We start from the raw sequence: 25,384 nt of genomic DNA, 5'->3' as shown, positions 1-25,384 counted from the left end.
CGGCAATGACCGGCGGCACGGGGACGGTGCCAGTACAGGAAGGGCGGACGGCAATCCCCGATGAGCATGTCGACGTGCTGATCGTCGGCGCCGGGCTATCCGGCATCGCAGCGGCGTGGCACCTCAAGGCCCGCCACAAGCGCAAGGCCTACGCGATCCTGGAACGGCGCGGCGCTATCGGCGGCACCTGGGACCTGTTCCGCTATCCGGGCGTGCGCTCCGATTCCGACATGCACACCCTGGGCTACAGCTTCCGGCCGTGGCCGAACGAGGTCTCCATCAGCGACGGCGCCTCGATCGCCGCCTACGTCGCAGATACGGCGGCGGCCGCCGGCATCGACCGGCACATCCGTTTCCGCCACAAGGTCGTGCGCGCCGCCTGGTCATCCGCCAGGGCGCTGTGGAACGTGGATGCGCTGCGCGGGCCGCAGGGAGTGCCGGTGCGTTTCACCTGCCGCTTCCTGTTCATGTGCAGCGGCTACTACGACTACGACGCCGGCCACCTGCCCCATTGGCCCGATATGGACCGCTTCGCCGGTACGCGCGTGCATCCCCAGCATTGGCCGACGGACCTGGCCTATGGCGGCAAGCGCGTCGTGGTCATCGGCAGCGGCGCCACCGCCGTGACCCTGGTGCCGGCGCTGGCCGAGACGGCCGCTCACGTCACCATGCTGCAACGCTCGCCCACTTATATCGTGGCGCGGCCCGCGCGCGATCCGACGGCGGCCCGCCTCTATCGGCGGCTGCCGAAGCGGCTCGCCCATCGGCTGGTGCGCTGGAAGAACCTGCTGCTCGGCATGTATTTCTACAACTACGCCCGGCGCCATCCCGAGCGCACCAAGGCCGGGCTGATTGCCATGGCGCACCAGCAGATCGGTCCCGATTTCGATGCCGCGACGCATCTGACGCCCAGCTACGCGCCCTGGGACCAGCGACTCTGCCTGGTGCCGGATGGCGACCTGTTCGCCGCCATCCGCGCCGGCAAGGCTTCGATCGTCACCGATGAAATCGAGCGTTTTATCCCGACCGGGCTTGCGCTACGGTCGGGCCGCACGCTGGAGGCCGACGTCATCGTCACCGCAACCGGCCTGAAGCTCGGCCTGATGGGCAGCATGGAGGTGGCGGTGGACGGACAGCGCGTCGACTTCGGCCAGACCATGGCCTACAAGGGCATGATGTTCAGCGGCGTGCCCAACTTTGCGCTCGCCATGGGCTACGTCAACGCGTCGTGGACGCTCAAGGCCGAGCTTTCCGCCCGCTACGTCTGCCGGCTGCTCGCCCACATGGACGCGAAGGGTTTTGCCGCAGCGACGCCGCGCTGGCGCGGCGCCGTGGTCGACGGCCCCACCGCATTCGCGCTCACCTCCGGTTATATCAAGCGGGCGGCGGGGCTTTTGCCCAAGCAAGGTGACACGGCCCCCTGGCGGGTCCACCAGAACTACGCCCGTGACCTCGTGGCGATGCGCCTCGGCGCCATCGACGACGGCGCCGTGGAGTTCACGCCGGCGCGCGCCCCGGCGGGGATAGCCTGATGCCCGCGGCCACGGACCTGAAGGGCCGTACCGCGGTAATCACAGGCGCCGCGAGCGGCATCGGCCGCGCCATCGCGATCTCGCTCGCCAGGCGCGGCGCCAATCTCGCCCTCGCCGACCTCGACACCGCGAGGCTGGCAGAGACGGAGCAACTGCTGCCGAGAGGCCCGCACGGTCCCGTCAAGGTCAGCCGGCATCGGCTCGATGTCGGCGACCGCGATGCCGTCATCGCCTTTCCGGCCGAGGTGCTGGACGAGCACGCCGGCGTCGACGTCCTGGTCAACAACGCCGGCGTCGCGCTCGGCGGCTCCTTCGAGCAGGTCAGCGAGGCGGATTTCGAATGGCTGTTCGCCATCAACTTCTGGGGCGTGGTGCGCATGACGCGCGCCTTCCTGCCGACCCTGAAGGCCAGCGACGACGCCCGCATCGTCAACCTCTCGAGCATCTACGGCATCGTCGCACCGCCCGGCCAGACCGCTTATTCGGCCAGCAAGTTCGCGGTGCGGGGCTTCAGCCAGTCGCTCGCCCATGAGCTCGCCGGCACCTCGGTGGGGGTCACCGTTGTGCATCCGGGAGGCGTCGCCACCGCCATTGCCCGCAACGCCCGCTCCGCCCAGTCGAACACGCCGGAGCAGATCGCGGCCGGCCAGGCGCGTGCCGCCCGCATGTTGCGGCTGCCGCCGGAGATCGCCGGCGAGACCATCGTCGGCGCGATCGAGCGGCGGCAGGCGCGGGTCCTGGTCGGCACCGATGCGAGGATCGTCGCCGCCTTGGAGCGCGTGACCCCCGTGGGCTATTGGAAGCTGCTGTCCAGACTGGGGTCCCGATGACATCCTGGCTGGTCGGCATCGTGGTGGCGGTCGCCGTCATTGCCGGCGGGCTGGCCTTGTTTTCCTGGGTGATCCAGCGCGGGGTCGAGAGGGTGGCGCCGCCGCTCGGCCGCTTTCTCGACATCGACGGCCAGCGCATCCACTACCTGGACGTGGGCAGCGGCCCGCCGATCCTGATGATCCACGGCCTGGGCGGCCAGATGGGCAACTTCACCTACGCCCTGGCCGGCCGCCTCGCCGACGACTTCCGCCTGATCATCGTCGACCGGCCCGGCTCGGGCTATTCGACGCGTCCTCGCGATGCCCGCTGCAACGTGCGCGCCCAGGCGGCGACCATGGCCGGCGTCGCCGCGGCGCTGGGGCTCGAACGACCGCTCGTCGTCGGCCACTCGCTCGGCGGCGCCATTGCCCTGGCCCTCGCCATCGACCACCCACAGACGGTGGGCGGCCTGGCCCTCATCGCACCGTTCACCCAGCCCCAGGACGAAGCGCCGCCGATGTTCCGGGCGCTCGACGTGCGTTCCCCGCTGCTGCGCACGCTCATCGCCTGGACGGCTGCCGTGCCCATGGGCGTGCTGCGCGCCGAGCAGATTGCCGACGCCGTCTTCGCGCCCGAGCGGCCTCCGGACGATTTCGCGCGCAAGGGCGGCGGCGTGCTGTCGCTACGGCCCAAGAGCTACTGGAACTCCTCGGCCGACATGGTGGTGGCGGGCGACGATCTGCCCACCATGCTCGAACGCTACGGCTCGCTCGCCGGCCCGGTCGGCATGCTCTACGGCACCGGCGACAATCTGCTCGATCATTGTGTGCACGCCCTGAAGGCCAAGGAACAGATCCCCGGGCTGGCACTGGAGCTCGTGCCCGGCGGCCACATGCTGCCGGTGACCCAGCCGGACGCGGCGGCACGCATGATCCGCAGCGTGGCGGCGGCGATGCCGGCGGTCGTGCCGGCGCGGCCCGCGTCGGCGTGACGGCGGCATGATGCTCGAGATCCACGCGGATGATCTGTCGGGTGTGCAGACGCGGGCCCTGCTCGCCCTCATCTCTCGGGCATGCACGCGGTCTCACCGCCGGGTCAGGCTTTCGCGCTCGATCTCTCGGGCTTGCGGTCGCCCGGCATCACGGTCTGGAGCGCTTGGGACAGTGGCATCGTCCTCGGCGTCGGCGCCTTGAAGGAGCTCGGCGATCGTCGGGGCGAAATCAAGTCGATGCGCACCCACCCGGACCACCTGCGCAAGGGCGTCGGCACGGCGATCCTCGACCATCTCATCGCCGAGGCGCGCCTCCGTGGTCTCACATGCCTCAGCCTGGAAACCGGCACTGGGCCGATCTTCGAGCCGGCGCTGGCGATGTATCGCAGCCGCGGCTTCCGGAGTGGCGCCGCCTTCGCCGACTATGACGCCAGCGCCTTCAACCAGTTCATGCACCTGTCGCTGTAACAGGGGTCGACCGCGGCCCCGTCCGACCGATCGAACGCCCAACCTCCCTCGAGGCGCGGGCTTAACGGTGCTAAAATACAGTTAAGCCAACAGGTTGGAGCGACACATTGAATCAGGTCCGCAGCCCGCCGGCCGCAGCGCGCCGCCGCCCCAGCACCGGGATGGCGGCGATGAGCTTGCGCGTATAGGCGTGCTGGGGGTCGCCGAACACGGCCGCGGTCGCGCCGCTCTCCACCACCTTGCCCTTCAGCATGACCAGGATGCGATCGCTCATCAGCCGCACCAGATTGAGGTCGTGGCTGACGAAGATGTAGGTCATGCCCATGGTCTGCCGGAGCTGCATCAGGGTCTGCACCACGTGGGCCTGCAGCGAGGCGTCGAGCGCCGAGGTGGGCTCGTCGAGGATCAGCAGCTCGGGTTCCAGCACGATGGCGCGGGCGATGTCGACTCGGGCCCGCTGGCCGCCGGAGAGCTGGTGGGGGTAGCTCGCCAGCAGCGCCGGCGGCAGGCCGGCGCGCTGGGCCGCGCGCTCCACCAGGGCGCGGGTGTTGCCCCGTTCGTCGGCGGTGCCGAGCTGCCGCACCGGATCGGCGATGGCGGCGAAGGCCGTGAAGCGCGGGTTGAGGCTCGCCAGCGGATCCTGGAACACCATCTGCATCCGCCGCCGGGCCGGCTGGCGGCTGAAGCGCACGCCGGTGAGGCCGCTCACGTCCTCGCCACGGAAGATCACGTTGCCGCTGCTCTGAGGCATCAGCCGAGCCGCGATGCGGGCGAGCGTCGACTTGCCGCTGCCGGACTCGCCGACGATGCCGACGATCTCGCCCGGCATGACGTCGAGGCTTACCGCGTCGACGGCGGTGAGCCGGGCGCCGCCGCCGAAGTCGAAGACCTTGCTCACGGCGCCGAGCTCGAGCAGCTTGGCTGCCATCACATCGCCCTCGCGGCCGAGGCTCGCGGCGCCGCGGCCAATGATGGCTCCAGCGGATGTTGGCAGCGCACGATGTGTGTCGGCCCGAACCGGCGCTCCGGCAGCGGCAGGCCGCGGCAGGCGGGCTCGACCTGCGGGCAGCGCTCGGCGAAGCGACAGCACGGCAGGTCGTTGCGGCGCAAATCGGGCAAGCCCCCACCCATGGCTTTAAGCTGGCCGATGTCGTCCTTGCCGTAAGGCAGGCTGTCGAGCAGCATCCGGGTGTAGGGATGGCGCGGACTGGTCAGCACCTCGCTCACCGGCCCCTGCTCCAGCACCTGGCCGGCGTGCAGCACGACGGCACGGTCGCAATACTCGCTCGCCAGCGCCAGGTCGTGGGTGATGAAGATCGCCGCCACGCCCCGTTCGCGGCACAGCGTCATGAGCAGGTCCATGACCAACTGCTGGGTGGTGACGTCGAGCGCGCTGGTCGGCTCGTCGGCGATGATCAGGTCCGGCTCGCAGGCGAAGGCGGCCGCGATCATGATGCGCTGGCACATGCCGCCCGATAGCTCCGAGGGATAGGCTCTGAGGCGCTCGGCTGGCTCGTTGATGCCGATGCGGTCGAGCAGCGCGACGATGCGCGCCCGGGCCGCAGCGCGCGAAAGGCCGTGGTGGTGGCTGCGCAGGATATCGACGAGGATGTCGCCGACGGTCTTGATCGGGTTGAGGCTCGCCTTGGCGTTCTGGAAGATCATGGCGACGCGCTTGCCGCGCGTCGCCTGCATGGCCTTTTCGGAGAGCGTCAGCAGATCGGCGCCGTCGAAGACGATGCGCCCGGCCTGAACGAGGGCCCGGCGGCCGAGCAGCCGCATCACGGCGAGGCCGGTGATCGACTTGCCCGAGCCGCTCTCGCCGACGAGAGCGACGCATTCGCCCCGGCCGATGGCGAACGACACATCATCGAGGGCATGCACTGTGCCGGTCGCCGTCTCAAAGCCGACCGTCAGCTGCTCGATGGCCAAGAGCGGGGTCGAGCGCTGCGGAGTCGAGCGCTGCGGGGCCGCAGGCTGCGGCATGGCGGGTTCCGAGGCCATCAGCTGCGGCGCCTCGGATCGATGACGTCGCGGATGCCGTCGCCGAGAAGGCTGAAGCAGAACACCGACAGCACCAGGGCGAGGCCGGGAAAGACCACCACCCACCACTCACCCGACAGCATCAGCGCCGCCCCCTCTTGGATCATGATGCCCCATTCGGGCGTGGGCGGCGCCACGCCGAGCCCGATGAAGGCGAGCCCGGAGGCGTTGAGGATCGCCCAGCCCAGGTTGAGCGAGACCTGCACGATCACGGGCGGCAGCGAATTGGGCACCAGGAAGCGGAAGATGACGTTGGTTGCGCTGTTGCCCGTGATGACGGCCGCCTCCACGTAGCCGATCGACCGGCGCGCCATGATCTCGGCGCGGATCAGCCGGAAGTAGAACGGCAGGTTGATGATCGCCGTCGCCAGCACGATGCTCTTCACCGAGTTGCCGAAGACGGCGACCAGCGCCATGGCCGCCACGAACAGCGGAAAGGCCATCATCACGTCGACGACACGGCTGAGGACCCGGTCGAGCGCGCCGCCGACATAGCCGCTGACGGCACCGATCGAGACGCCGACCACGGCCGAGAGCGCCACGGCGGACACGGCGATGGCGATGTCGAGCCGCGCCGCCACGATGACGCGGCTGAAGATGTCGCGCCCCAGGCCGTCGGTGCCGAACCAATGGCGGGCCGACGGCGGCATCAGCACCTCGGTGGCGCTCGTTGCCAGGGGGTCGTAGGGCACCAGCGCCGGCCCGACGATGGCGATGACGACGAGCAGCACGATCAGCACCGCGGCGACGGTGGTGATCACGTTGCGCCGGACGATGAAGGCCAGGGCATCGCTCCGCATCGCGTTAGCCCTGGCCGTAGCGCGGATCGACCGCGGACGAGATGAGATCGATGGCGAGCGTCATGAGCACGAACAGCACGGCGACGATCAGCACGAAGGCCTGCACCGGCGCATAGTCCAGCCCGATCAAGGCATTGATCGCGTAGGCGCCGATCCCCGGCCAGGCGAACAGTTTCTCGATCATGATGTTGGCGCCGATCATGGTGGAGAGCACCATGCCCATGGTGGCGAGCACCGGCAGCAGCGCGTTGGGCAGGGCATAGCCCAACAGCACCCGCGTCCGGGACAGGCCGAAGGCGCGCGAGGCGGTGACGTAGTCGCTGTCGAGCGCATCGATCATGCCGCCGCGCATCATGCGCAGCAGCGGGGCGATGGCGAAGATGGCCATGGACGCGGCCGGCAGGATCATCTTGCCGAGCGCCGCCCAGAACAGCTCGACGTCCCCGGCCAGCAGGCAGTCGATGGTCATGAAGCCGGTGACGACCGGTGGCGGGAGCGCCCAGCCGGGCAGCCGCCCGATCGGCTCCGGCGCCACCCCGGCCAGGAAATAGAAGAAGTAGATCAGGATCAGGCCGAAGAAGAAGCCGGGCATCGCGGCCGCCGTCGACGACAGCACCCGGCAGAGCTGGTCGATCCAGCCGTCGCGCTTGACGGCGGCCAGGATACCGAGGGGAATAGCCGTGCCGACGCCCATGGCGAAGGCCAGGATGGCGAGTTCGAGCGTCGCCGGCAGTCTCTGCGCAAAGTCGGCGAGCACCGGCTGGCCGGTCTGGAGCGAATTGCCGAACCGGCCGGAGCCGAGCTCGACGAGGTAGCGCCAGAACTGCTCGACGAGGCTGCGATCGAGGCCGAGCTGGCGGCGCACCGCCTCGATCTCCGCCGGCCCTGCGCCGGGGCCGCTGGCATAGTAGACGGCCGGATCGCCGGGCAGCGACCGGATCAGCGCGAAGGTGACCACGACGACCCCGAACAGAATGGGGATCGTGGTCGCGATCCGCGCAAGGAGGATCCTCAGTCCCTTATGGCGCATGGAACGATCCGGAGCGGTAGGGCCCACCTCATGCCTTGGTCAGGTGCCTGAGCTCGAGCGCGTTGTGGAACATGTAGGTGTAGCCGCTCATGGCCTTGCTCAGAGCGGTATCCTGGAATGGCGACCACAGGGTGATCATCGGCACGTCGGCCTTGGCGATCTCGATCATGCGCTGGACCTTGGCCGCATAGACGGCGGGATCGCTCTCGAAGCGGGTTTCGGCCACCAGCTTCTCCATCTCGGCGTTCTTGAAGTTGCCGTAGTTCCAGCGCGATGCCCCGTTGTAGAAGACGCGGAAGAAGTAGTCGGGGTTGCGCAGCCAGGCGTTGCCGACGCCGATGAACATGGCGAGCTTCTTCTCGGCTTGGAGGGTGCCCATCTGGCCGGCGGGCACCTTGTTGATCGACGCCTTGACGCCGACCTTGCCGAGCGCTTCCTGCATCAGGATGCCCATGGGCTCCGATAGCGCCGCGTCCCCCGCATCGATGGAGAACGTGGTCTCGAACCCGTCGCCCAGGCCGGCCTCGGCAAGCAGTGCCTTGGCCTTGGCGAGATCGGTGACATAGGGCAGCGGTGTCGGCCAGGCCGTGCTGTCGGTCGAGGCCGAGCCGCCGAACAGCGCCCGGCCGCGCTTGTAGAGCACCGACTCGAACATCTGCTGGTAGGGCGTGGCGTAAGCCATGGCCTGACGCACCTTCACGTTATCGAAAGGCGCCAACTGCGTGTTCATGGCGATGAAGGTGATGCCATTGGGATTGGGGATGCCGAGCACGCGCGTCTTGCCGCCCGCCAGCAGGCTCTCGATATCGCGGCCGGCGAGGCCGCGCACGATGTCGGCCTCGCCGCGTTGGGCGGCGGCACGGCGACTGGAGGCGATCGGCACCACCTGGCAAAGGATGCGCGCTTGGCTCTCGATGGGACCGTTCTTCCAATCGGCAAAGCGTTCCAGCACGAACTGCTGGCCGGCCTGGTAGCTGGCCAGCTTGAACGGACCGCCGCCGGCAGTGTTGGTCTTCAGCCATTCCTGCGCCCACGGATCGCTGTCGGTCGCGTGCTGCTTGGCCAACTTGGAATTGAAGATCGCGGGAAAGACGATGGCGAGGTTGGGCAGCGTGAAGCGGTCGGCCTTCTCCGTGTCGACGCGGATGGTCATGTCGTCGATCACGACGAACTGCGCCGGATCGCGCAGCGAGCCGGTGCCCAACTGCGCTTTGGCGGTCGGTACCGTCATGCAGCGGTCCAGCGACCATTTGACGTCCGCGGCCGTGACGGGACTGCCGTCGTGGAAGGTGGCGCCGGGCCGCAGCTTGAAGGTGATCGAGCGCCCGTCCGGCGACACTGTGTAGCTCTCGGCCGCCTGCCCCACGATGGTGCCGTAATCGTAGGTGAAGGCGCCGGGTTCGCCCTCGATGGGCGCGCTGGCGAAGCTCACCAGCCGATCGTAGACATTCCAGGTGATGCTGACGGCCGCGGTATTGTAGCCGGTCCCGGCCGGATCGAAGGTGTTCGGGCCGTCCTCCAGCAGCACGCGGATGACATTGCTGCGCCCCTGCGCCAAGGCCGGGCCCATGCCGGACCGCAGACCGACCATGGTCGCACCGGCGGCGATGGTGCCACCCAGGAACTCACGTCTCTTCATGTTTGCGCTCCCCTCGTTGTGGTTGGACCGCTCGTCAGTGCTCCGGTGCTCGCCCGTAGCCGCCGCCGCCGCAGGTCTCGGCGATGACCAGATCGCCGGCGTTGATGCGGATGTTCTGCTTGCCGCCCAGGGTCTGTTCCTGGCCGCCCGCGGCGATCAGCTTGACGGTGAACGGCAGGCCGGCATCGCCTCCGGCCAGGCCGTAGGGCGGCACCACGGCGCGTTCGAACATGGTGGTCAGCGAGACGTCGTCGGCGCGCATGCGGTAGCCGCGGCGGATGCCGTCGCCGCCCCGATGGGCGCCGGCGCCCCCGGAGCCGCGCCGGATGGCCTGAAACTCGACGGTGATCGGATATTCCATCTCGATCACCTCCGCCGGCGTGTTCATGACATTCGCGAGGTGCACGCGGGTGGCGGCCATGCCATCGCGGTCGATGCGGGCCCCCTCGCCGCCCGAATGCACTTCGTAGAAGGTCGACCAGGCGCCGTCGGGACGCTGCATGCCGAAGATGAGCAGGCCGGCGGTGGTGGGACCGCCCGCGCTCATGCGATCCACCGCGACCGGGATCAGGCTGTCGAAGACGGCATCCGCCACGCGCTGGCAGGTCTCGTGGTTGCCACCGACCACGGGCGCCATGGGGCCGGCGTCGAGGATCGATCCGGGCCGGGTGATCACCGTGAGCGGCCGATAGCAGCCGGCGCTCGCCTGGATCTCGGGCCCGAACAGCGCGCGCATGACATAGAACACCGCCGCCCCCGCGATGAAGCGCGTGGTGTTGAGGGGCCCGGGCACCGCGTCGGCGCTCGCGGTGAAATCGAAGGTCGCCTCGTCGCCGGCGACGGTGACGGTGACGCGGATCGGCACCGGCGCGCCGCCGTTGCAGTCATCGTCCATATAGTCGACGCCGGTGTAGCTGCCGTCCGGGATCGCCGTGATGGCCTCGCGCATCTGCCGCTCGGCGCGGTCGTGAATGGCGTCGAAGGCGGCGATCAGAAAATCGGCGCCGTATTGGCCGTCGAGCTCCTCGAGCCGGCGCGCCGCCACCCGCGTGGCGGCAACCTGGGCCAGGATGTCGCCTCGCCGCTCGTCCGGTCCGCGCACGTTGGCGAGGATGAAGCCCATCTTCTCCTCGTCGATGGCGTCGCCCGCAACCAGGCGGACGGGCGGTATGCGGAGACCTTCCTGCCAGGCGTCGCGCGCCGCCGCGTAGTAGCTGCCCGGCATGGCGCCGCCGATGTCGGCCCAATGCGCCAGGCTGATGGCAAAGGCGTAGAGCGTCGCGCCCGAGAACACCGGCCGGATCAGCTTGACGTCGGGCAGATGGTTGCCGCCCACCTCCGGCGTGTTGACGATCCAGACGTCGCCGGGCGTCAGCTTCCCGGCGGGCACGACCCGCAGAAACTCACGCACGGTGAAGCTCAGCACGCCCAGATGTACCGGCACGTCCTGGCCCTGGGCCACCAGATAGCCATGGCGGTCGGTGAGCGCCGAGGAGTGGTCGCCCGCTTCGCGCAGCAGCGGCGAGCGGGCCGCCCGCATCACCACCATCGACATCTCTTCGGCGATGGCGGCGAGGCCGTTGCGGATGACTTCGAGCGAGACGGGATCGAGGCTCATCGGGCGAGGCTCACGGCGATGTGGAGGTTGCCGCGTCCGTCCATCCAGGCGGTGTCGCGGGGGGGCACGATGACCGTGGACCACTCGTCCTCGATCACCAGCGGGCCGGGCATGCGCACGTGAACCGGCAGAGTGTCGCGGTCGAGCACCGTTACGCTGGCGCTGGTGCCGTCCTCGAAGGTGACGATGCGCGGCGGTGCGGCGGCCGCCGGTGGAGCATCCGTGCCGACGATGACATGGGGTTCGCTCGGCCGCTCCGGCGCCGACACCTCGGTGCGCACCGAGACGAGCTCCCACGGCTCGCCCGTGGCGTAGCCGTAGAGGGCGCGGTGGGCCTCGTCGAACTGCTGCCCCAACACCTGCGGGTCGTGGAGGGCGGCCGCGGTGATCGGGGTCTCGTAGCTCTGGCCGCTGTAGCGGATGCCGGCGGTGTGCACCACCGCGAGGGTCTCGCGGCCGTGGCCGGCGGCCGTGAGAGAGGCGGCGAGCGCCTCGGTCTGCCCCGCAAGCAACCCGTCAAGACGCGTTTGGTCCCACGCCAGCGATTTCATGTTTACAGTGAGCTGGCGCGCATATGACATTGTTGCATCGACACATCCGAGCGCCGAGAAGCCGCTTGAAAAGGCCGGGATGACGAGGCGGCCGATGCCGCAGAGGCGTGCCACCTCGGCCGCGTGCATGGGCCCCGCGCCACCAAAGGCGATCATGTCGAACTGGCGGATATCGAGGCCGCGCTCGACCGTCGCGCGGCGCAGGGCGCGGGCCATGTTGGCGCTGACCACGCGTGCGATGCCGACCGCCGCGTCGACGAGGGTGAAGCCCATGTCGGCGGCCAGCCGGCCCACGACCTCCGCGGCGCGCGCGCTGGACAGCTTCACGGACTTGCCGAGGGTGCGATCCGGGTTGAGGTAGCCGAGCAGGAGATCGGCATCGGCGACGGTCGGCCGCTCACCCCCCTGTCCGTAACAGGCCGGGCCGGGGCTTGCCCCGGCGCTCTGCGGCCCGACCACGAGGGCGCCGCTCACCAGCCGGGCGATGGAGCCGCCCCCTGCGCCGATCGAGTCCACCGCCACCATGGGCATGCGGATGCGCTGGCCGCCGAGGTCGCGGTTAGCGGCGATCTGAGCCTTGCCGTCGACGATCAGGCAGACGTCCGTGGTGGTGCCGCCCATGTCGAAGGTGAGCGCATGGGCAATGCCGAGCTCACGGGCGCTGCGGCAGCTGGCCGAGACCCCGGCCGCCGGGCCCGACATGGCCAGCATCAGCGGCCGCTCGGCGATCAGCTCGGGCGAGGCCATGCCGCTCGCCGAATGCATCAGGTGGACGCGGCTGGCCGGCGGCTTGCGCTCGGCGATGCGGGCCAGGTGCTGCTTGATCTTGGCCATCATCATGGCGTTGAGCACGGTGGTGCTCATGCGCTCGAACTCGCGGAACTCCGGGCTCAGCTCGTGCGACAGGCTGACATTGGCGATCCGCCGCCGCAGCGCCGCCCCGAGCCGCACCTCGTGCTCCGGATTGGTGAAGGCGTGCAGCAGGCAGACCGCAACCGTGTCGAGGCCGGCCGCGCGCACTTCGGCGACGACGCGCTCGATCTCGGCTTCCGTGAGGTCCACGACAACGCGGCCGCCAGACGCCATGCGCTCCTCCACCTCGAAGCGATGCGCGGGCGCCACGAGCGGGGCGGCGCGGGGCGGCAGGTCGAGCCGATAGAGATGGCGGCGCGAGCCCCGGCCGATCTCGATGGTGTCGCTGAAGCCGCGGGTAGCGATCAGGGCGCAGGGGCGGAAGCGCTGCTCGACGATGTCGTTGGTGACGATGGTGGTGCCGTGGACGATCTCCTCCACCTCGTCCCAGGAGAGGTCGACCGCCGCGATGGCGTCGACGATGGCCCGCACCGGCTCGGCCGGCCGGCTCGGCACCTTGGCGGAGCGGCGCGCCGAGCCGTCGCCCGCCACCGCGATCACGTCGGTGAAGGTGCCGCCGATATCGATTCCCAGACGCCAGCCAGCCAACCGGATTTCTCCACGCGATTTCGAAAAACGAGAACTTATCTCTTTTTACGGAAAATCTGTTGATCGGGTCAAGTCCCTACGTGTCGCCTCGCGCTCGCAGGCGACCGACTGGCAAGAGGGCGACTTGGCAGAGGGCGACTGGGCAAGAACTCCCATCGGCGAGAGACGCGCCAATGTGAGGCCGCGCGGCAGCACCCGTGCGATCACCACCGTTTTGGCCGTTGAACTTGGGAGGCGTAGCGCTCAGCCGCGGTCGCGCAGGGCACGGCCCAGGCGCTGGCAGGCGCTGAGCAAGCGCGTCTCGACCGTCGCCGGACTGATCTGCGAGAAGCGATCGGCGAGGCCGAAGATGGTCAGCGCGTAGGATAGCCCCGTGCGACGATCGTGCACGGCACCGGCATAGCTCAGGATGCCGGGGTCGAACTCGTTGTCGCAGATGGCCATGTGGCGCTTGCGGGCGAGCGCGATGTCGGCCCGAATCTCCGCCTCGTCGATCTTGGTGTTCTGCGTGTAGGCCTGCCGCGGCAGCTTCAGGTAGCGGTCGACGAACTCGTCGCTCTGCAGTGCCAGCAGGATCTTGCCGGAGGCGGCGGCGTGCAGCGGCATTCCGCGTCCGGGCTGCACGTAGGACTGACCCTGGGTGTCGGGAATGCCGATGGCCAGGATCTCCACCTGGCTGCCGATCAGCCGCGCCAGAAAGGCGGTCTCGCCAAAGGCCTCGGCGAGTTCCTTCAGGACGGGCTTGGCGGCGGAGGTGACGTCGGCATCGCCCGTCATCACCGCCGCGATGCGCCACATGCGCTCGCCCAGCGCGAAGGAGCGCGCGTTGATCTTGCGCACCAGGCCGACGCCGGCGAGGGTTGCGAGTTGGCGATGGACGGTGGCGACGACGAGGTCGGTAGCGGCGGCGATCTCGCTCAGGCTCAGGCCCTCGGGCGCGCCCGCGAGAACCTCCAGAATGCGGAACGAGCGGCCGAGCGGCGAATCGTCGGCTTCATCGGTCATGCGGACGTCGACCTCCCGGACCGGTTCGTTTCCATGAGGGTGGATGGCCGGACATGCCCGGCCATCCAGCGGCCTTCAGTCCAGCGTGTGCCAGAGCTTGGAGACGATTCGCCAACGGCCGTCGACCCTGAGGAGCGACAGGTCGGTGACAAAGTGCATGGGCAGGTAGCAGTCGCGCACGCGCACGAAGGCCGTCGTCGGGCTGGCAACGGTGAGCAGGACGATCTCGTCGTCGCGCGCATCGCCTCGCGAGGCGGACGAGGGCCGCCCCGCGACGCGCGCCATGTAGGGCTCATAGTCGAGGGTGAGGAGCTTGCCGTCGCTCAGGGTGAACAGGCGGCAGGCCGGATGGAAGACGTCGCGGAACTTGGCGACGTCGCCGTCGTAGAGCGCGTCGAAATAGTCTTGCACGACCTGCCGTACGGCGGCCTCGTCGGGTGCGATGTCGGGCATGGCGGATCTCCAGATCGTGGCGCCGTCAGCCGGCGCGGCGGGCGAACTCTTCATCGGCGACGCCGAGCGCATCGTCGAGGACATCGAGCAAGAGCTCCAGTTCGGCCTCCTCCATCAGCAGCGACGGCGCGAGGAACAGGGAGGTCTCCTCGCCGCTGGTGCCGATGACGACATCGCGGGCGAGGGCCCGGGCGGCCACCCTGCTGGCGACCGGCTCCGCCGCCGTGTCCGCTCTCCAGTCCTTCCAGTGCGGGCCGTGCAGCTCGACGGTCCAATGGAAGCCACGGCCGTCGACCCGTGCCACGCTGGGATGAGCCTGGGCAATGGCGACCAGCCGCTCGCCCACGCGCGCGCCGAGCCGGGCGACCCGCTCGAGCAGCTTGTCGCGGGCGATGATGCGCAGGTAGGCGCGCACCGCGGCCATGGCGATCGGGTGCCCGCGGAAGGTGCTGTAGGCCTGCCAGCTCGTCCGATCCAATCGCTCCACCAGCTCCCTGGACAGGATGACGGCGCCGATGGGCGCGCCGCCGCCGGCCAGCGCCTTGCCCATGGTCACCATGTCGGGCCGGCTTTCGCCCCCCTGGAAGGCGAACCAGCGACCGCTGCGGCCGGCGCCCGTCACCACCTCGTCGGCGATCCACAGCGCCCCCGCCGCCCGGGCGGCGGCCGCGACCCGATCCTGGTAGGCGCCGTCGTGATAGATGCCGCCCTGGGTGTAGTCGATGATGACGGACGACACGTCGGCCAGCTTGGCCCGCATGGCCTCGGGCGAATCGTCCGGCAACTCGACGACGCGCTCGCCGTAGAGCGAGCCTGCAGGCGCCGACAGCACGCGAACCGGCGCGCCGGCGGCAGCGCGGCTGACGCCGCCGTCCATCCGCGACAGCCCGCCGTGCCAATGCGGCTGGACCGTCACGTCGCGAGCAAGGCCGGTGAGGCCGTGGTAGGCGCGCTCGCGCGTGGCGATCGCCGCGCGCCCGGTGAGCGCCTGGCCGAGGGACAGCGCCAGATCGTTGACCTCGCTGCCGCTGAGGCCGAAGCGCACGGCGCCGACCCAATCGTGCTCGCCGCCGAAGGCGACATCGATCAGGTCCTCGGCTGCCTTCTCACGCTCGCGCCAGGACCAGCCCTCGCTGACGGCCGGATAGGCCGCCGCCTCGCGAATGGCGGCGACGATCTCTGGATGGCCGTGGCCGAGGGCGCCGGCCGAATTGCTGCCGTCGAGGACGCGGCGGCCGTCGTCCAGCTCGAAATACGACCCCTTGCCGCCGAGGACCGAGACGACGGTTTCCGAGCCGGCGTTGAGGCCGGTGCTGAGCAGACGCTTCATCGGATCGGTGCTCCCTGGACCGCAAATTGCATGGCCCGTCCGGCAGGCCGGGCGGGAAGGTCGAGCTGTTCAGACCATGGAATTCAGTTTTTTGCAATCATATTCCGAAAATCGCTATCCCGGCGTGCGGGTCAGCGCTAGCCTGCCTTCGCGCCTTCCCATCCGCCCGCGAGGTCCGATGCCGCAAGCTCTATCGCCCTATCCGCAGCGGGGCATCGACGAGAACCTGGAGCTCCAGGCCCGGGTGCGCCCCGCCCACACCGCCATCGTCTTCTACGGACGGGAGCTGAGCTACGCGGCACTGTGGCGGGACGTGGAGGCTCTGGCCGGCTTTCTTGCGCGCGAACTCGGCGTCCGGCCCGGCGACCGGGTGGCCGTCGACCTGCAGAACAGCCCGCACTACGTCATCGCCTTCTACGCCACGCTGCGCGCCGGCGCCGTCGTCGTGCCGCTCAACCCCATGTACCGGGCCGACGAGGTCGGGGCGATCCTGACGGACAGCGGCGTCACCGTCGCCATCGTCGCCGCCGACCTCGTCGATCGCTTCTCGGGATGGGCCGGCGCCGAGCGCCTGCGCCTCGTCGTCGCCCGCTATGCCGATGCGCTGCCGCCCGAACCGGTGGCGCCCACGCCCGCCTTCATGCACCTCCCCGCACCCGACCTCGCAGCCGACCCGCGGCTCGTCTCCTGGGCGGAGGCCGTGACGACGGACTGCCGGACGATCCCTCGCAACCAGCCCGGCTCGCTCTGCGTGATGCCCTACACGTCCGGCAGCACCGGCCGGCCGAAGGGCTGCCCGCACACCCACGCCAGCGTCATGCACACGGCGGCGCTGCAGGCGGAGTGGTACGAGCTATCGCCGGCGAGCGTCGCCACGGCCGTGCAGCCGCTGTTCCACGTCGCCGGCATGCAAGCGACCCTCAACGGCGGCATCTACGCCGGCGCGACCCTGCTGATCATGGCGCGCTGGGATGCCGCCGCCGCCGTCGAGCTGTTCAGCCGCTACCGGCCCACTTTCTTCAACGCGCCGCCGACCATGGTGATCGACCTGCTGGCGCAGCCCTCGTTCACCGACCGCGCGCTCGACAGCGTCAAGGTCGTCTCCGGCGGCGGCACGGCCATGCCGGTCGCGGTGGCGGAGCAGCTCGAACGCCGTTTCGGCCTCGTCTACATCGAGGGCTACGGCATGAGCGAGACCATGTCGCCCACCCACCTCAACCCGATCGCCGCGCCCCGGGCCGGCAGCGTCGGGGTGACCGTCCCGCAGACCGTCGCCTGCATCGTCGACCCGGAGACCCTGGCACCGCTGCCCGACGGCGAGGTCGGCGAGATCCTCGTCGCCGGCCCGCAAATGATCAGCGGCTATTGGAACAACCCGGACGCCGACCGGCAGGCCTTCGCCGTCGTCGGCGGGCGGCGCATGCTGCGCACCGGCGACCTCGGTCACCGCACGGCGGACGGCTACTACCACGTGGTCGACCGCCTGAAGCGCATGATCAACGCCAGCGGCTTCAAGGTGTGGCCGGCCGAGGTGGAGGGCCTGCTGTTCGCCCATGAGGCGGTGGCGCAATGTTGCGTGATCGCCGCGCCCGACGCCTACCGCGGCGAAACCGTGAAGGCGCTGATTGTCCTCAAGCCCCAAGCAAAGGGCAAGGTCGGCGAGGCCGACATCATCGGCTGGGCGCGGGAGCGCCTCGCCGTCTTCAAGGTGCCGCGCCAGGTGGAGTTCGTCGACAGCCTGCCGCTCACCGCCTCGAACAAGGTCGACTGGCGGGCGCTGCAGGCGCAGGCGGCGGCCCACGCACCGTAGGGCGCGGCCGCCGCCTACCCCGCTCACGCCGTGGCTTCGGTGATCCTGCCCGCATACTGCCGCCGCGCCGCGACGATCGACTGATGGTGTGTGTCCGCCCAGCGGACCAGACCGCCCATCGGCTCCAGGAAGGAGCGGCCGAGGTCGGTCAGCGCGTATTCGACGCGGGGCGGCACCTCGGGAAAGAGCGTCCGCAGCACGAAGCCGTCCTGCTCCAGCCGCTTCAGCGTCTGCGACAGCATCTGCTTGGAAATATCGCCGATCTCGCGCATCAGCTCGTTGAAGCGCTTGGTGCCCCCTTGCAGGGCGGCGAGCACGAGCAAGCTCCATTGATCGCCGATACGGTCGAGGACGTCCCGGATCGGGCACTGCTGGTCGACCACGCGTTGATCCATCTCGATCATAGCCCTGCCCCTCAGGCGCTGCTCGTGCCCTGCGCCGCGCCGGTCATTGCCGCCTGACCTGATCACGCGAAGATGACTCCTTGCGGAGCGTCCGCATAGGTCCAATACCTAGACCATGTCAGGATCACATACCAAGGAATGACCATGGCGAGAGTTGCGCTGATCGGCGCGTCCGGCAACGCCGGCGCCCGCGTCCTCCAGGAGCTTGCGGACCGCGGCCATGTCGTGTCCGGCATCGCCCGCACACCCGAGAGGATCGCCAAGCTGCCGCACGTGACGGCGTTCAAGGGCGATGTGTTCGACAAGGACGGCCTCGCCTCGCTGCTGCGCGGCCACGATGCGGTGATCAGCGCGGTCCACTTCACCGCCAGCGACCCTGAGTTGCTTGTCGCCGCCGTCCGGGCATCGGGCGTGAAGCGCTACCTCATCGTCGGCGGCGCCGGCAGCCTCGAGGTGGCGCCGGGGCAACGGCTCGTCGACCAGCCCGATTTTCCGGCCGCCTACAAGGCGGAGGCGACGGCGGGCGCGGCCTTCCTCGATCTCCTCAAGGCCGTGCAGGATCTCGATTGGACCTTCCTGTCACCGTCCGCGCTGTTCGTACCGGGTGAGCGGACCGGCCGTTTCCGGCTCGGCACGGACCAGCTCCTGACCTCCGAGAAGGGCTCCAGCATCTCCTTCGAGGACTATGCCGTCGCGCTCGTCGACGAGCTGGAGAAGCCGGCGCATCTGCGCCAGCGCTTCACCGTCGGCTACTGAGCCCAGCAGGCTGAGCAAACGCGCCGCAAAGCTGGCAGACGCCCGCTCAGTCGCTCGCGCGCGACCGGCGCCGGACGGTCGGATTGCCGCTGCTGCGACGGTCCGGCTGGGGCCGGCCACGGCCTGAGGCCGGGCTTGGCGCCGCCTCGGCATCGGCGGCACCGCGCAGGCCGTAGGAGATGAACTTGCGGTAGGTCCCCACCGCTTCTTCGAGGGCGGCAGGGATGTCGCTGCTGCGGCCCACGTGCTGCGAATAGACGTAGTCACGGGCCGAGATCAGCAGGTAGGCCAGGGTATCCAGCTCCTTCTCGGCGTAGCCCGGCAGCTCGCCGCGCTCCCAGCTGCGGCGCAGAGCCCTGCGGAAGCGCGCCATGATGTTGTCGATGTGCTCCCGGTAGGCCCGCGGCGCCGCCACCTCCGCCTCGTGCAACAGGCGGAAGAACCAGGGATGGGCATTGGCGTATTGCAGGAAGCCCATGAAGCCCCGGTACTCCATGTCGACCAGATCCGCCGAGCCCTTGACGTGGCCGTGCAGGACATCCAGCACCTCCAGGCCCTTCATCGGCAGGAGCTGATCGAACAGCTCGGCGCGGCTGTCGAAATAAGCGTAGAACGTGCCGTGGCCGAGCCCGGCCCGCTCCATGATCCTTGCGATCGAGGCCTCGCGGTAGCCGTACTCGCCGATGATCTCCGCTGCGGCCTGGAAGATCGCCTGCCGGGTCAGCTCCGATTTCTCGACCCGTGTCAGCTTGCGCCGCGGCTTGCGCGGCGCGGCGCCTGTTGCTGCGGCAATCGCCGTCTCGCCGGGCGCGGCCGCCACGGCCTTGCTCACGTCGTCCGGCGCCGCCGGCAGCTTGTGGCGCTGAGGCGCGCCCTTGCGAACCAAATCCATTCGTCCTCTGCAGCTCGAGCCATGCAGCCGCTGCCGCCGCATTAGGGCAGGCGGCGACCGCAGTCAAAGTCGATAGCGCACCTACGGCAGCAGCGGGCACGCCCTCTCGCTGGCGGGCCGGAACGCCTGCTCCGGCGGGATCTCCGACAGTATCTCATAGTAATCCCAGGGCTCCTTGGACTGCGCAGGTGTCTTCATGCGTGCCACATAGGCTTTGCGCATCAACCGCCCATCCTCGCGTAGCCTGGCCCCGTCCGTATAGAAATCCGTGACCGGCAGCTCGCGCATCTTGGCCATGACGACGTCGGCCTTGGTGGTGCCGGCGGCCCGCACCGCCTTCAGATAGTGCATGACGGAGCTGTAGGTGCCGGCATGGGCCTCCGCCGGCATCGCCTTGTTGCGGGCAAAGAAGCGCTGCGACCAGGCGCGCGCCTCCGGGTTGAGATTCCAGTACCACACGGTGCTGAAGGTGATGCCCCCCGCCGTCGCGGTGCCGAGCCCGTGCGCATCCGTCAGCAGGAAGGCGAGCGCGACCAGCTGCTGTTTGCCGTCGGCTCCCAGGCCGAACTCGCGGGCCTGCTTCACCGAATTGGACAGGTCCTGCACGGCGTTGAGGAAGGCGACCACGTCGGCCCCGGAGTTCTGCGCCTGCACGAGGATGGAGGAATAGTCGACCGTACCGGGCGGATGCCGGACGCTGCCCACAATCTGACCGCCGCCGTCGCCGATGACCTTGGTGAGGTCGCGCTGGAGGGCGTGGCCGAAGGCCCAGTCCTGCACGATCAGGAACCACTTCTTCTTGCCCTCGCGCAGCAGCTGGGCCGGCAAGGCATTGGCCCAGAGATAGCTGTCCTGGCTCCATTGCGCCGTGTTGGGCGAACAGGCCTTGCCGGTCAGGTCGGAACTCGAGGTGCCGACGAACAGGGCGACCTTGCCCTGGCTCTGCACCAGCTCGCGGACGGCAAGCGCCACGGCCGAATTGCCGACGTCGGCGATCACGTCGACGCCGTCCTGATCGAACCAGCGCCGCGCGACAGCGGAGCCGATGTCGGGCTTGTTCTGGTGATCGGCGAAGACCAACTCGATCGGCTTGCCGAACATCTGGCCGCCGAAATCCTCGATCGCCATGCGCGCCCCATCGACCGAGCCTGCGCCAAGGCCTGACGACAAGATCCCGGTCATGTCGGTCAGCACGCCGACCTTCAGCGGCTTGGTCTCCGATTGCGCCCATCCGGGCGCCGTGGCGAGCAACGACGCCGCCACGGCAAGCGCCAGACCTGAGAACTTCATGACGTCCCTCCCCTCCCTGCGCCCGTGAGCGGCGCTTCGCCCGATCGATACGAAGGGGGCTTGGCGGCGTCAACAAAAATGATTATCGAGTCGAAAATCGAATATGACCATCTGGTCACCCGACGACCAATCGGGATAATGGAGCCAGGGAGAGTTGGGAGTGGCGCAATTCACGTTGCCTGACGAGATCGTGGGCCGGACCGTCATCGATATGGTGGACGAGCGCGCGGACCGGCGGCCCGACGCGCACGCCCTCACGGCCGCCTCGGCCTACGGCGGCGAACATCGCCTGACCTATGAGCAGTTGCGCTGGCGGGCCGCGACGCTGGCCGATGCCCTGCGGAGCCAGGGGTTCGGCCCCGGCGACCATGCCGGTCTGATGCTGGGCAACGAAGCCGGCCTTGAAGCGGCGGTGACCATGCTCGCCCTGCACCGGCTCGGCGTGGTGGTCGTTCCCGTCAACACCCGTTTCGCGCCGGAAGAGATCGTCTACGTGGTGAACAAGGCCCGCTGCCGGGTGCTGTTCGTCATGGCCGAATTGCTGGACCGGGTGGCCGCGGTGCGCCCTCGCCTCCTCGGCGTGACCGCCGTCGTGGCGGTCGGTGCGTCATCCGGCGCGGACGTCCTCGACTGGCGCGAGGTCTTCGGCCGCGGCCGGGCCGCGAACGGCGGCTGGCCGCAGGTCTCGCCCGATGCGATCTCGGAGATCCTGTTCACGTCGGGCACGACGGCTCATCCCAAGGGCGCCGTGATGACCCATACGCGCAGCCTCGTGGCGGCCTACGGGTTCGCCGCCGCCCTGTCGCTCGGGCCGGACGACGTCTACCAGAGCTTCTTTCCGTTCTTCACCACGGCCTCGCTGCACTGCCTCCTGCTGCCCGCCTGGTGGGCCGGCGCCGCCGCCGTGCTCGACCCGGAGCTGAAGATCGGTGAGGTGATGGCGCGCATGGAGCGCGAGCGCACCACGAAATACATCGGCGCCCCCTCGTTCTACATCTTTCTGCTTGAGGCTTACGATGCGGCGGCGAACGATCTGTCGCGCATTCGGCTGTTCGACTATGGCGGCGCCTCGATGCCGGTCGAGGTCATCCGCCGCCTCGCCGCCGTCTTTCCCCGCGTGGAGCTGCGCCAGACCTTCGGGATGACCGAGAGCGGACCGGCCGGCACCGTCGCCCGCGGCGACGATCCGCCGGCCAAGCTCGGCTCGGTCGGCCGCCCGTGGCCGCTGACGGACGTGCGGGTGGTCGACGAGGAGGGCCGTCCGGCCGCGCCCGGCGCGCCAGGTGAGATTCTTATCCGCAGTCCGAGCGTCATGCGCGAGTATTTCGACGAGCCCGAGTTGACTGCATCCGCCCTGCGCGACGGCTGGCTCTACACCGGCGACATCGGATACTTGGACGACGACGGGTTCCTCTATCACGTCGACCGCAAGAAGGACATGATCATCCGGGGCGGCCACAACATCGGCTCGCTGGAGATCGAGGACAACCTGTTCAAGCATCCTGCCGTGCAGGAGGCGGTCGTCGTCGCCGTACCGCACCCCAAGCTCGGGGAGGACATTCACGCCTTCGTCGTGCTCCATCCCGGACGGACCGTCACCGTCGACGGCCTGCGCGCATTCCTTGCGGACAAGCTAGCCGACTACAAGGTGCCACGCCGCATCACCTTCACCGCCGACTTGCCGCGCGGCCCCATGGGCAAAGTGCTGAAGGCCGAACTGCGCCGTCAAGCCACCACCTCCGAGCCACCACCTCCCTTGCCATAGCGAGCTGACCATGAAGCAGAGCGATTACCGATCCATCGAGATCACCCGCCGGGGCCGGGTGCTGACCCTGACCATGAACCGGCCCGCGAGCCTCAACGCGGTCAATGCCGAGCTCCACGAGGAGCTGTCCCGCGTCTTCACCGACGCCGCCAAGGATGCCGAGTCCGACATCGTCGTCCTCACCGGCGCCGGCCGGGCCTTCTGCGCGGGCGGCGACGTGGAATGGATGCAGGACGCCATCGACAACCCCGATAGCTTCGAGACGACGGTGGCGGAAGCCAAGGCGATCGTCTTCTCGCTGATCGATTGCGAGAAGCCGACCATCGCCCGCATCAACGGCCCGGCCGTCGGTCTGGGCGCCACGCTCGCCCTCTTCTGCGACATAAGCTTCGCTGCCGAGAAAGCCTATCTCGCCGACCCCCACGTCTCCATCGGCATGGTCGCCGGCGACGGCGGCGCGGTGATCTGGCCGCAGCTCATCGGCTTCGCCCGCGCCAAGGAGTTCCTGCTCACCGGCGACCGCATCGCGGCGCCGCGCGCCGCCGAGATCGGCCTGATCAACCACGCGGTGCCCGGCGATGAGCTCGATGCCGCCGTCGATGCCTTCGCCGACCGGCTCGCCGGCGGCGCCACCAAGGCGATCCGCTGGAGCAAGGTGACCACCAACATCGCGCTCAGGCAGCTCGCCACCGCGATGATGGATGCCGGCCTCGCCTACGAGGCGCTCACCAACGTCAGCGCCGACCACCAGCGGCTGGTCAACGAATTCCGCGAGGCGGCGGCCCGGAGGCGGACGTGACGGCCCCGCTCCTCGATCTCAACGGCCGCACGGCCCTGGTCACCGGTGCCGCGGGGGGCATCGGTCTCGCCATCGCCGCCCGGCTGCAGAGCCTCGGCGCCCGCGTCGCCCTCGCCGATCGGGACGAGAGCCGGCTCGCGCGCGCGGCCGAAAGCCTGGGCCCATCGGCGCTCGCCATCACCGGTGACATCGCCACCGAGGCGGGCGCCGCCGCCCTCACGGCCCGTGCGATCGAGGCGCTCGGGAGCATCGACACGCTGGTCAACAACGCCGGCGTCGCCGAACCCATCGCACGCACGGTCGACCAGCAGTTGGCCGATTGGCAGCGCGTCATCGACGTCAACCTGCGCGGCACCTACCTCATGTGCCGCGCCGTGGCCGCCCATATCCTCGCTCGCAAGATCCCCGGCGCCATTGTCAACATCGCCTCGGTCGCCGGCCTCGGCGGCATTCCGAGCTCGAACGGCTACGGTGTGTCGAAGGCCGCCGTCGTCCACCTCACCAAAAACCTGGCGTGCGAGTGGGCCCCGCGGGGACTGCGCGTGAACTGCGTCGCGCCCGGCTACATCGACGCACCGATGGCGCACGAAATGTTCGCCGATACGCGGGTGGACCGCGCCGCCATCGAGCGGCGGCTGCCCATGCACCGCCTGGGCGAAGCCGGCGAGATCGCCAATGCCGTCGCCTTCCTGGCGTCCGACGCCGCCTCCTACATCACCGGCGTCACCCTGCCCGTCGACGGCGGCTGGTGCGCCTATGGCGGCCCGTGAGGTGAACGCGATGACAACCGACGAGACCACAGCCGGCGCGGCCGAGCTGGAGGCGCTGCGGGAGACCGCACGCCGCTTCATCGCGCGCGAGATCGCGCCGCACTATGCCGATTGGGAGCGGGCCGGCGCCGCGCCCCGCGATCTGTGGCGGCGCATGGGCGCCGCCGGCCTGCTCTGCCCGAGCATCCCCGAGGCCTATGGCGGCCCCGGCGCCGGTATCGACCACGCCCTGGTGGTGATCGAGGAGTTCGCCCGCGCCTTCATCGCCCTTCCCGGCTTTTATACGCACTCGGAGATCATCGCCCCGTACATCCTTCACTACGGGACGGAGGCGCAGAAGGCGCACTGGCTGCCCCGCTGCGTCAGCGGCGACACCGTCCTGTCGGTCGCCATGACCGAACCGGGTGCGGGGAGCGACCTCAAGGGCACGCGGACCGTGGCGCGCCGCGACGGCGACGACGTCCGGATCAGCGGCCAGAAGATCTTCATCACCAACGGACTGCACGCGGATCTGGTGGTCGTGCTGGCCACCCTCGAGGGCGACGATCCGGGCCGCAAGACGCTCTTCCTGGTCGAGACCGACCGGCCGGGCTTTGCCCGCGGGCGGCTGCTCGACAAGGTCGGCCAGAAGGCCCAGGACACGGTCGAGCTCTTCTTCGACGACGTCCGCGTCCCGATGACGAACCGGCTCGGCGAGGAAGGCCAGGGTCTGCGTCACCTCATGGCGCAGCTGCCGCGCGAGCGGCTGATGGTCGGCATGGCGGCCGTCGCCGGTGCCGAGGCCGCCTTCGCCGAGACCCTGGCCTACGCCAACGGCCGCTCGGCCTTCGGCCAGCCGATCGCCCAGTTCCAGCACCTGCGCTTCCGTCTGGCCGAGCTCAAGACCGAGATCGCGGTCGGCCGCGCCTTCCTCGAGCGCAGCATCGCTCGCTTTCAGGCCGGCGCGCTGGCCGCGGACGAAGCGGCGATGTGCAAGTACTGGCTGACGGAGCTCGAGGGCCGGGTCGTGGACCAGTGCGTCCAGATGCACGGCGGCTACGGCTACATGCGCGAATACAAGGTGGCGCGCGCCTTCGCCGATGCCCGGGGCCAGCGCATCTACGCCGGCACCAATGAGATCATGAAGGAGATCATCGCGCGGCATCTGTGATGCCCGCGCGCTGCAAC

Annotated in this window: 23 protein-coding genes; 10 read left to right on the top strand and 13 right to left on the bottom strand. The window is 69.4% G+C overall.

Annotated features, from left to right (window positions below; all coding sequences use genetic code 11):
• Positions 1 to 5 precede the first annotated feature (5 nt).
• The 4 genes from IEW34_RS05355 to IEW34_RS05340 all read left to right on the top strand — a co-directional run bounded on the left by IEW34_RS05355 (position 6) and on the right by IEW34_RS05340 (position 3,801).
• The gene (locus IEW34_RS05355; protein WP_188608129.1) at positions 6 to 1,532 is read left to right on the top strand and encodes a flavin-containing monooxygenase; all 1,527 of its coding nucleotides are present in this window, start codon (positions 6 to 8) and stop codon (positions 1,530 to 1,532) included.
• Positions 1,532 to 2,362, top strand: a complete 831-nt coding sequence (locus tag IEW34_RS05350; RefSeq protein WP_188608128.1) for an SDR family NAD(P)-dependent oxidoreductase — start codon at positions 1,532 to 1,534, stop codon at positions 2,360 to 2,362. Before IEW34_RS05355 ends, IEW34_RS05350 begins: the two co-directional genes overlap by 1 nt.
• Positions 2,359 to 3,333: an alpha/beta fold hydrolase gene (locus IEW34_RS05345; protein WP_188608127.1), complete on the top strand. Its 975-nt coding sequence runs from the start codon at positions 2,359 to 2,361 to the stop codon at positions 3,331 to 3,333. The genes IEW34_RS05350 and IEW34_RS05345 overlap by 4 nt, the downstream gene beginning before the upstream one ends.
• An 81-nt stretch (positions 3,334 to 3,414) precedes the next feature.
• Positions 3,415 to 3,801 (top strand): GNAT family N-acetyltransferase, encoded by a 387-nt coding sequence (locus IEW34_RS05340; protein WP_244641804.1) that lies wholly within the window; start codon positions 3,415 to 3,417, stop codon positions 3,799 to 3,801.
• Positions 3,802 to 3,913: 112 nt separating this feature from the next.
• Here IEW34_RS05340 and IEW34_RS05335 read toward each other — a convergent pair whose 3' ends face one another.
• The 10 genes from IEW34_RS05335 to IEW34_RS05290 all read right to left on the bottom strand — a co-directional run bounded on the left by IEW34_RS05335 (position 3,914) and on the right by IEW34_RS05290 (position 15,731).
• Positions 3,914 to 4,729, bottom strand: a complete 816-nt coding sequence (locus tag IEW34_RS05335; protein WP_188608126.1) for an ABC transporter ATP-binding protein — start codon at positions 4,727 to 4,729, stop codon at positions 3,914 to 3,916.
• Positions 4,729 to 5,805 (bottom strand): ABC transporter ATP-binding protein, encoded by a 1,077-nt coding sequence (locus IEW34_RS05330; protein ID WP_210324456.1) that lies wholly within the window; start codon positions 5,803 to 5,805, stop codon positions 4,729 to 4,731. The genes IEW34_RS05335 and IEW34_RS05330 overlap by 1 nt, the downstream gene beginning before the upstream one ends.
• Positions 5,805 to 6,644, bottom strand: coding sequence for an ABC transporter permease (locus IEW34_RS05325; RefSeq protein WP_188608124.1), 840 nt, complete (start codon positions 6,642 to 6,644; stop codon positions 5,805 to 5,807). Before IEW34_RS05325 ends, IEW34_RS05330 begins: the two co-directional genes overlap by 1 nt.
• Before the next feature lie 4 nt (positions 6,645 to 6,648).
• The gene (locus tag IEW34_RS05320; protein WP_188608123.1) at positions 6,649 to 7,674 is read right to left on the bottom strand and encodes an ABC transporter permease; all 1,026 of its coding nucleotides are present in this window, start codon (positions 7,672 to 7,674) and stop codon (positions 6,649 to 6,651) included.
• 28 nt (positions 7,675 to 7,702) lie between these two features.
• Positions 7,703 to 9,313 carry an ABC transporter substrate-binding protein gene (locus IEW34_RS05315; RefSeq protein ID WP_210324455.1) on the bottom strand — a complete coding sequence of 537 codons (1,611 nt, stop codon included), beginning with the start codon at positions 9,311 to 9,313 and terminating at the stop codon, positions 7,703 to 7,705.
• Positions 9,314 to 9,347: 34 nt separating this feature from the next.
• The gene (locus IEW34_RS05310; RefSeq protein WP_188608122.1) at positions 9,348 to 10,931 is read right to left on the bottom strand and encodes a hydantoinase B/oxoprolinase family protein; all 1,584 of its coding nucleotides are present in this window, start codon (positions 10,929 to 10,931) and stop codon (positions 9,348 to 9,350) included.
• Positions 10,928 to 12,943, bottom strand: coding sequence for a hydantoinase/oxoprolinase family protein (locus tag IEW34_RS05305; protein ID WP_188608121.1), 2,016 nt, complete (start codon positions 12,941 to 12,943; stop codon positions 10,928 to 10,930). The genes IEW34_RS05310 and IEW34_RS05305 overlap by 4 nt, the downstream gene beginning before the upstream one ends.
• Positions 12,944 to 13,186: 243 nt before the next feature.
• Entirely contained in the window at positions 13,187 to 13,948 is a 762-nt protein-coding gene (locus tag IEW34_RS05300) for an IclR family transcriptional regulator (RefSeq protein WP_188608120.1), read from the bottom strand.
• Positions 13,949 to 14,023: 75 nt separating this feature from the next.
• Complete coding sequence (locus IEW34_RS05295) at positions 14,024 to 14,401, bottom strand: nuclear transport factor 2 family protein (RefSeq protein ID WP_188608119.1); 378 nt, start codon at positions 14,399 to 14,401, stop codon at positions 14,024 to 14,026.
• 25 nt (positions 14,402 to 14,426) lie between these two features.
• Positions 14,427 to 15,731: an aminotransferase class III-fold pyridoxal phosphate-dependent enzyme gene (locus tag IEW34_RS05290; RefSeq protein ID WP_188608118.1), complete on the bottom strand. Its 1,305-nt coding sequence runs from the start codon at positions 15,729 to 15,731 to the stop codon at positions 14,427 to 14,429.
• A 178-nt stretch (positions 15,732 to 15,909) separates the two neighbouring features.
• On the opposite strand from IEW34_RS05290, the gene IEW34_RS05285 reads away from it, so the two are divergent.
• Positions 15,910 to 17,541 carry an AMP-binding protein gene (locus IEW34_RS05285; RefSeq protein ID WP_188608117.1) on the top strand — a complete coding sequence of 544 codons (1,632 nt, stop codon included), beginning with the start codon at positions 15,910 to 15,912 and terminating at the stop codon, positions 17,539 to 17,541.
• A 23-nt stretch (positions 17,542 to 17,564) separates the two neighbouring features.
• Here the strand turns inward: IEW34_RS05285 and IEW34_RS05280 are convergent, their stop codons facing one another.
• Positions 17,565 to 17,945 (bottom strand): winged helix-turn-helix transcriptional regulator, encoded by a 381-nt coding sequence (locus IEW34_RS05280; RefSeq protein ID WP_188608116.1) that lies wholly within the window; start codon positions 17,943 to 17,945, stop codon positions 17,565 to 17,567.
• Between the two features lie 144 nt (positions 17,946 to 18,089).
• Between IEW34_RS05280 and IEW34_RS05275 the strand changes: the two genes are divergently transcribed.
• Positions 18,090 to 18,701, top strand: coding sequence for an NAD(P)-dependent oxidoreductase (locus IEW34_RS05275; protein ID WP_188608115.1), 612 nt, complete (start codon positions 18,090 to 18,092; stop codon positions 18,699 to 18,701).
• Between the two features lie 46 nt (positions 18,702 to 18,747).
• Here the strand turns inward: IEW34_RS05275 and IEW34_RS05270 are convergent, their stop codons facing one another.
• The gene (locus tag IEW34_RS05270; RefSeq protein ID WP_188608114.1) at positions 18,748 to 19,593 is read right to left on the bottom strand and encodes a TetR/AcrR family transcriptional regulator; all 846 of its coding nucleotides are present in this window, start codon (positions 19,591 to 19,593) and stop codon (positions 18,748 to 18,750) included.
• A gap of 81 nt (positions 19,594 to 19,674) precedes the next feature.
• Positions 19,675 to 20,883 (bottom strand): ABC transporter substrate-binding protein, encoded by a 1,209-nt coding sequence (locus IEW34_RS05265; RefSeq protein ID WP_188608113.1) that lies wholly within the window; start codon positions 20,881 to 20,883, stop codon positions 19,675 to 19,677.
• A gap of 160 nt (positions 20,884 to 21,043) precedes the next feature.
• Between IEW34_RS05265 and IEW34_RS05260 the strand changes: the two genes are divergently transcribed.
• Genes IEW34_RS05260 through IEW34_RS05245 form a run of 4 tightly spaced genes read left to right on the top strand, consistent with a single transcriptional unit; the run spans position 21,044 to position 25,367 of the window.
• The gene (locus IEW34_RS05260) at positions 21,044 to 22,648 is read left to right on the top strand and encodes a class I adenylate-forming enzyme family protein (RefSeq protein ID WP_188608112.1); all 1,605 of its coding nucleotides are present in this window, start codon (positions 21,044 to 21,046) and stop codon (positions 22,646 to 22,648) included.
• 10 nt (positions 22,649 to 22,658) lie between these two features.
• The gene (locus IEW34_RS05255; protein WP_188608111.1) at positions 22,659 to 23,447 is read left to right on the top strand and encodes an enoyl-CoA hydratase/isomerase family protein; all 789 of its coding nucleotides are present in this window, start codon (positions 22,659 to 22,661) and stop codon (positions 23,445 to 23,447) included.
• The gene (locus tag IEW34_RS05250; protein WP_188608110.1) at positions 23,444 to 24,217 is read left to right on the top strand and encodes an SDR family NAD(P)-dependent oxidoreductase; all 774 of its coding nucleotides are present in this window, start codon (positions 23,444 to 23,446) and stop codon (positions 24,215 to 24,217) included. Before IEW34_RS05255 ends, IEW34_RS05250 begins: the two co-directional genes overlap by 4 nt.
• Before the next feature lie 10 nt (positions 24,218 to 24,227).
• Positions 24,228 to 25,367: an acyl-CoA dehydrogenase family protein gene (locus tag IEW34_RS05245; protein ID WP_188608109.1), complete on the top strand. Its 1,140-nt coding sequence runs from the start codon at positions 24,228 to 24,230 to the stop codon at positions 25,365 to 25,367.
• Positions 25,368 to 25,384: the final 17 nt, after the last annotated feature.

This window comes from Chelatococcus reniformis (assembly GCF_014640075.1).
Lineage (GTDB): Bacteria > Pseudomonadota > Alphaproteobacteria > Rhizobiales > Beijerinckiaceae > Camelimonas > Camelimonas reniformis.
Note: the sequence above shows the minus strand (reverse complement) of the source record. Positions and strands in the feature narration are given on the sequence as shown.

Excerpts from the sequence above, each read along its gene's own strand:
- IEW34_RS05335 (WP_188608126.1), bottom strand. The coding sequence starts at position 4,729 with ATGGCAGCCAAGCTGCTCGAGCTCGGCGCCGTGAGCAAGGTCTTCGAC.
- IEW34_RS05295 (WP_188608119.1), bottom strand. The coding sequence starts at position 14,401 with ATGCCCGACATCGCACCCGACGAGGCCGCCGTACGGCAGGTCGTGCAA.
- IEW34_RS05265 (WP_188608113.1), bottom strand. The coding sequence starts at position 20,883 with ATGAAGTTCTCAGGTCTGGCGCTTGCCGTGGCGGCGTCGTTGCTCGCC.
- IEW34_RS05275 (WP_188608115.1), top strand. The coding sequence starts at position 18,090 with ATGGCGAGAGTTGCGCTGATCGGCGCGTCCGGCAACGCCGGCGCCCGC.
- IEW34_RS05300 (WP_188608120.1), bottom strand. The coding sequence starts at position 13,948 with ATGACCGATGAAGCCGACGATTCGCCGCTCGGCCGCTCGTTCCGCATT.
- IEW34_RS05255 (WP_188608111.1), top strand. The coding sequence starts at position 22,659 with ATGAAGCAGAGCGATTACCGATCCATCGAGATCACCCGCCGGGGCCGG.
- IEW34_RS05330 (WP_210324456.1), bottom strand. The coding sequence starts at position 5,805 with ATGGCCTCGGAACCCGCCATGCCGCAGCCTGCGGCCCCGCAGCGCTCG.
- IEW34_RS05340 (WP_244641804.1), top strand. The coding sequence starts at position 3,415 with ATGCACGCGGTCTCACCGCCGGGTCAGGCTTTCGCGCTCGATCTCTCG.
- IEW34_RS05290 (WP_188608118.1), bottom strand. The coding sequence starts at position 15,731 with ATGAAGCGTCTGCTCAGCACCGGCCTCAACGCCGGCTCGGAAACCGTC.
- IEW34_RS05285 (WP_188608117.1), top strand. The coding sequence starts at position 15,910 with ATGCCGCAAGCTCTATCGCCCTATCCGCAGCGGGGCATCGACGAGAAC.
- IEW34_RS05355 (WP_188608129.1), top strand. The coding sequence starts at position 6 with ATGACCGGCGGCACGGGGACGGTGCCAGTACAGGAAGGGCGGACGGCA.
- IEW34_RS05310 (WP_188608122.1), bottom strand. The coding sequence starts at position 10,931 with ATGAGCCTCGATCCCGTCTCGCTCGAAGTCATCCGCAACGGCCTCGCC.
- IEW34_RS05350 (WP_188608128.1), top strand. The coding sequence starts at position 1,532 with ATGCCCGCGGCCACGGACCTGAAGGGCCGTACCGCGGTAATCACAGGC.
- IEW34_RS05315 (WP_210324455.1), bottom strand. The coding sequence starts at position 9,313 with ATGAAGAGACGTGAGTTCCTGGGTGGCACCATCGCCGCCGGTGCGACC.
- IEW34_RS05325 (WP_188608124.1), bottom strand. The coding sequence starts at position 6,644 with ATGCGGAGCGATGCCCTGGCCTTCATCGTCCGGCGCAACGTGATCACC.
- IEW34_RS05280 (WP_188608116.1), bottom strand. The coding sequence starts at position 17,945 with ATGATCGAGATGGATCAACGCGTGGTCGACCAGCAGTGCCCGATCCGG.
- IEW34_RS05270 (WP_188608114.1), bottom strand. The coding sequence starts at position 19,593 with ATGGATTTGGTTCGCAAGGGCGCGCCTCAGCGCCACAAGCTGCCGGCG.
- IEW34_RS05245 (WP_188608109.1), top strand. The coding sequence starts at position 24,228 with ATGACAACCGACGAGACCACAGCCGGCGCGGCCGAGCTGGAGGCGCTG.
- IEW34_RS05345 (WP_188608127.1), top strand. The coding sequence starts at position 2,359 with ATGACATCCTGGCTGGTCGGCATCGTGGTGGCGGTCGCCGTCATTGCC.
- IEW34_RS05320 (WP_188608123.1), bottom strand. The coding sequence starts at position 7,674 with ATGCGCCATAAGGGACTGAGGATCCTCCTTGCGCGGATCGCGACCACG.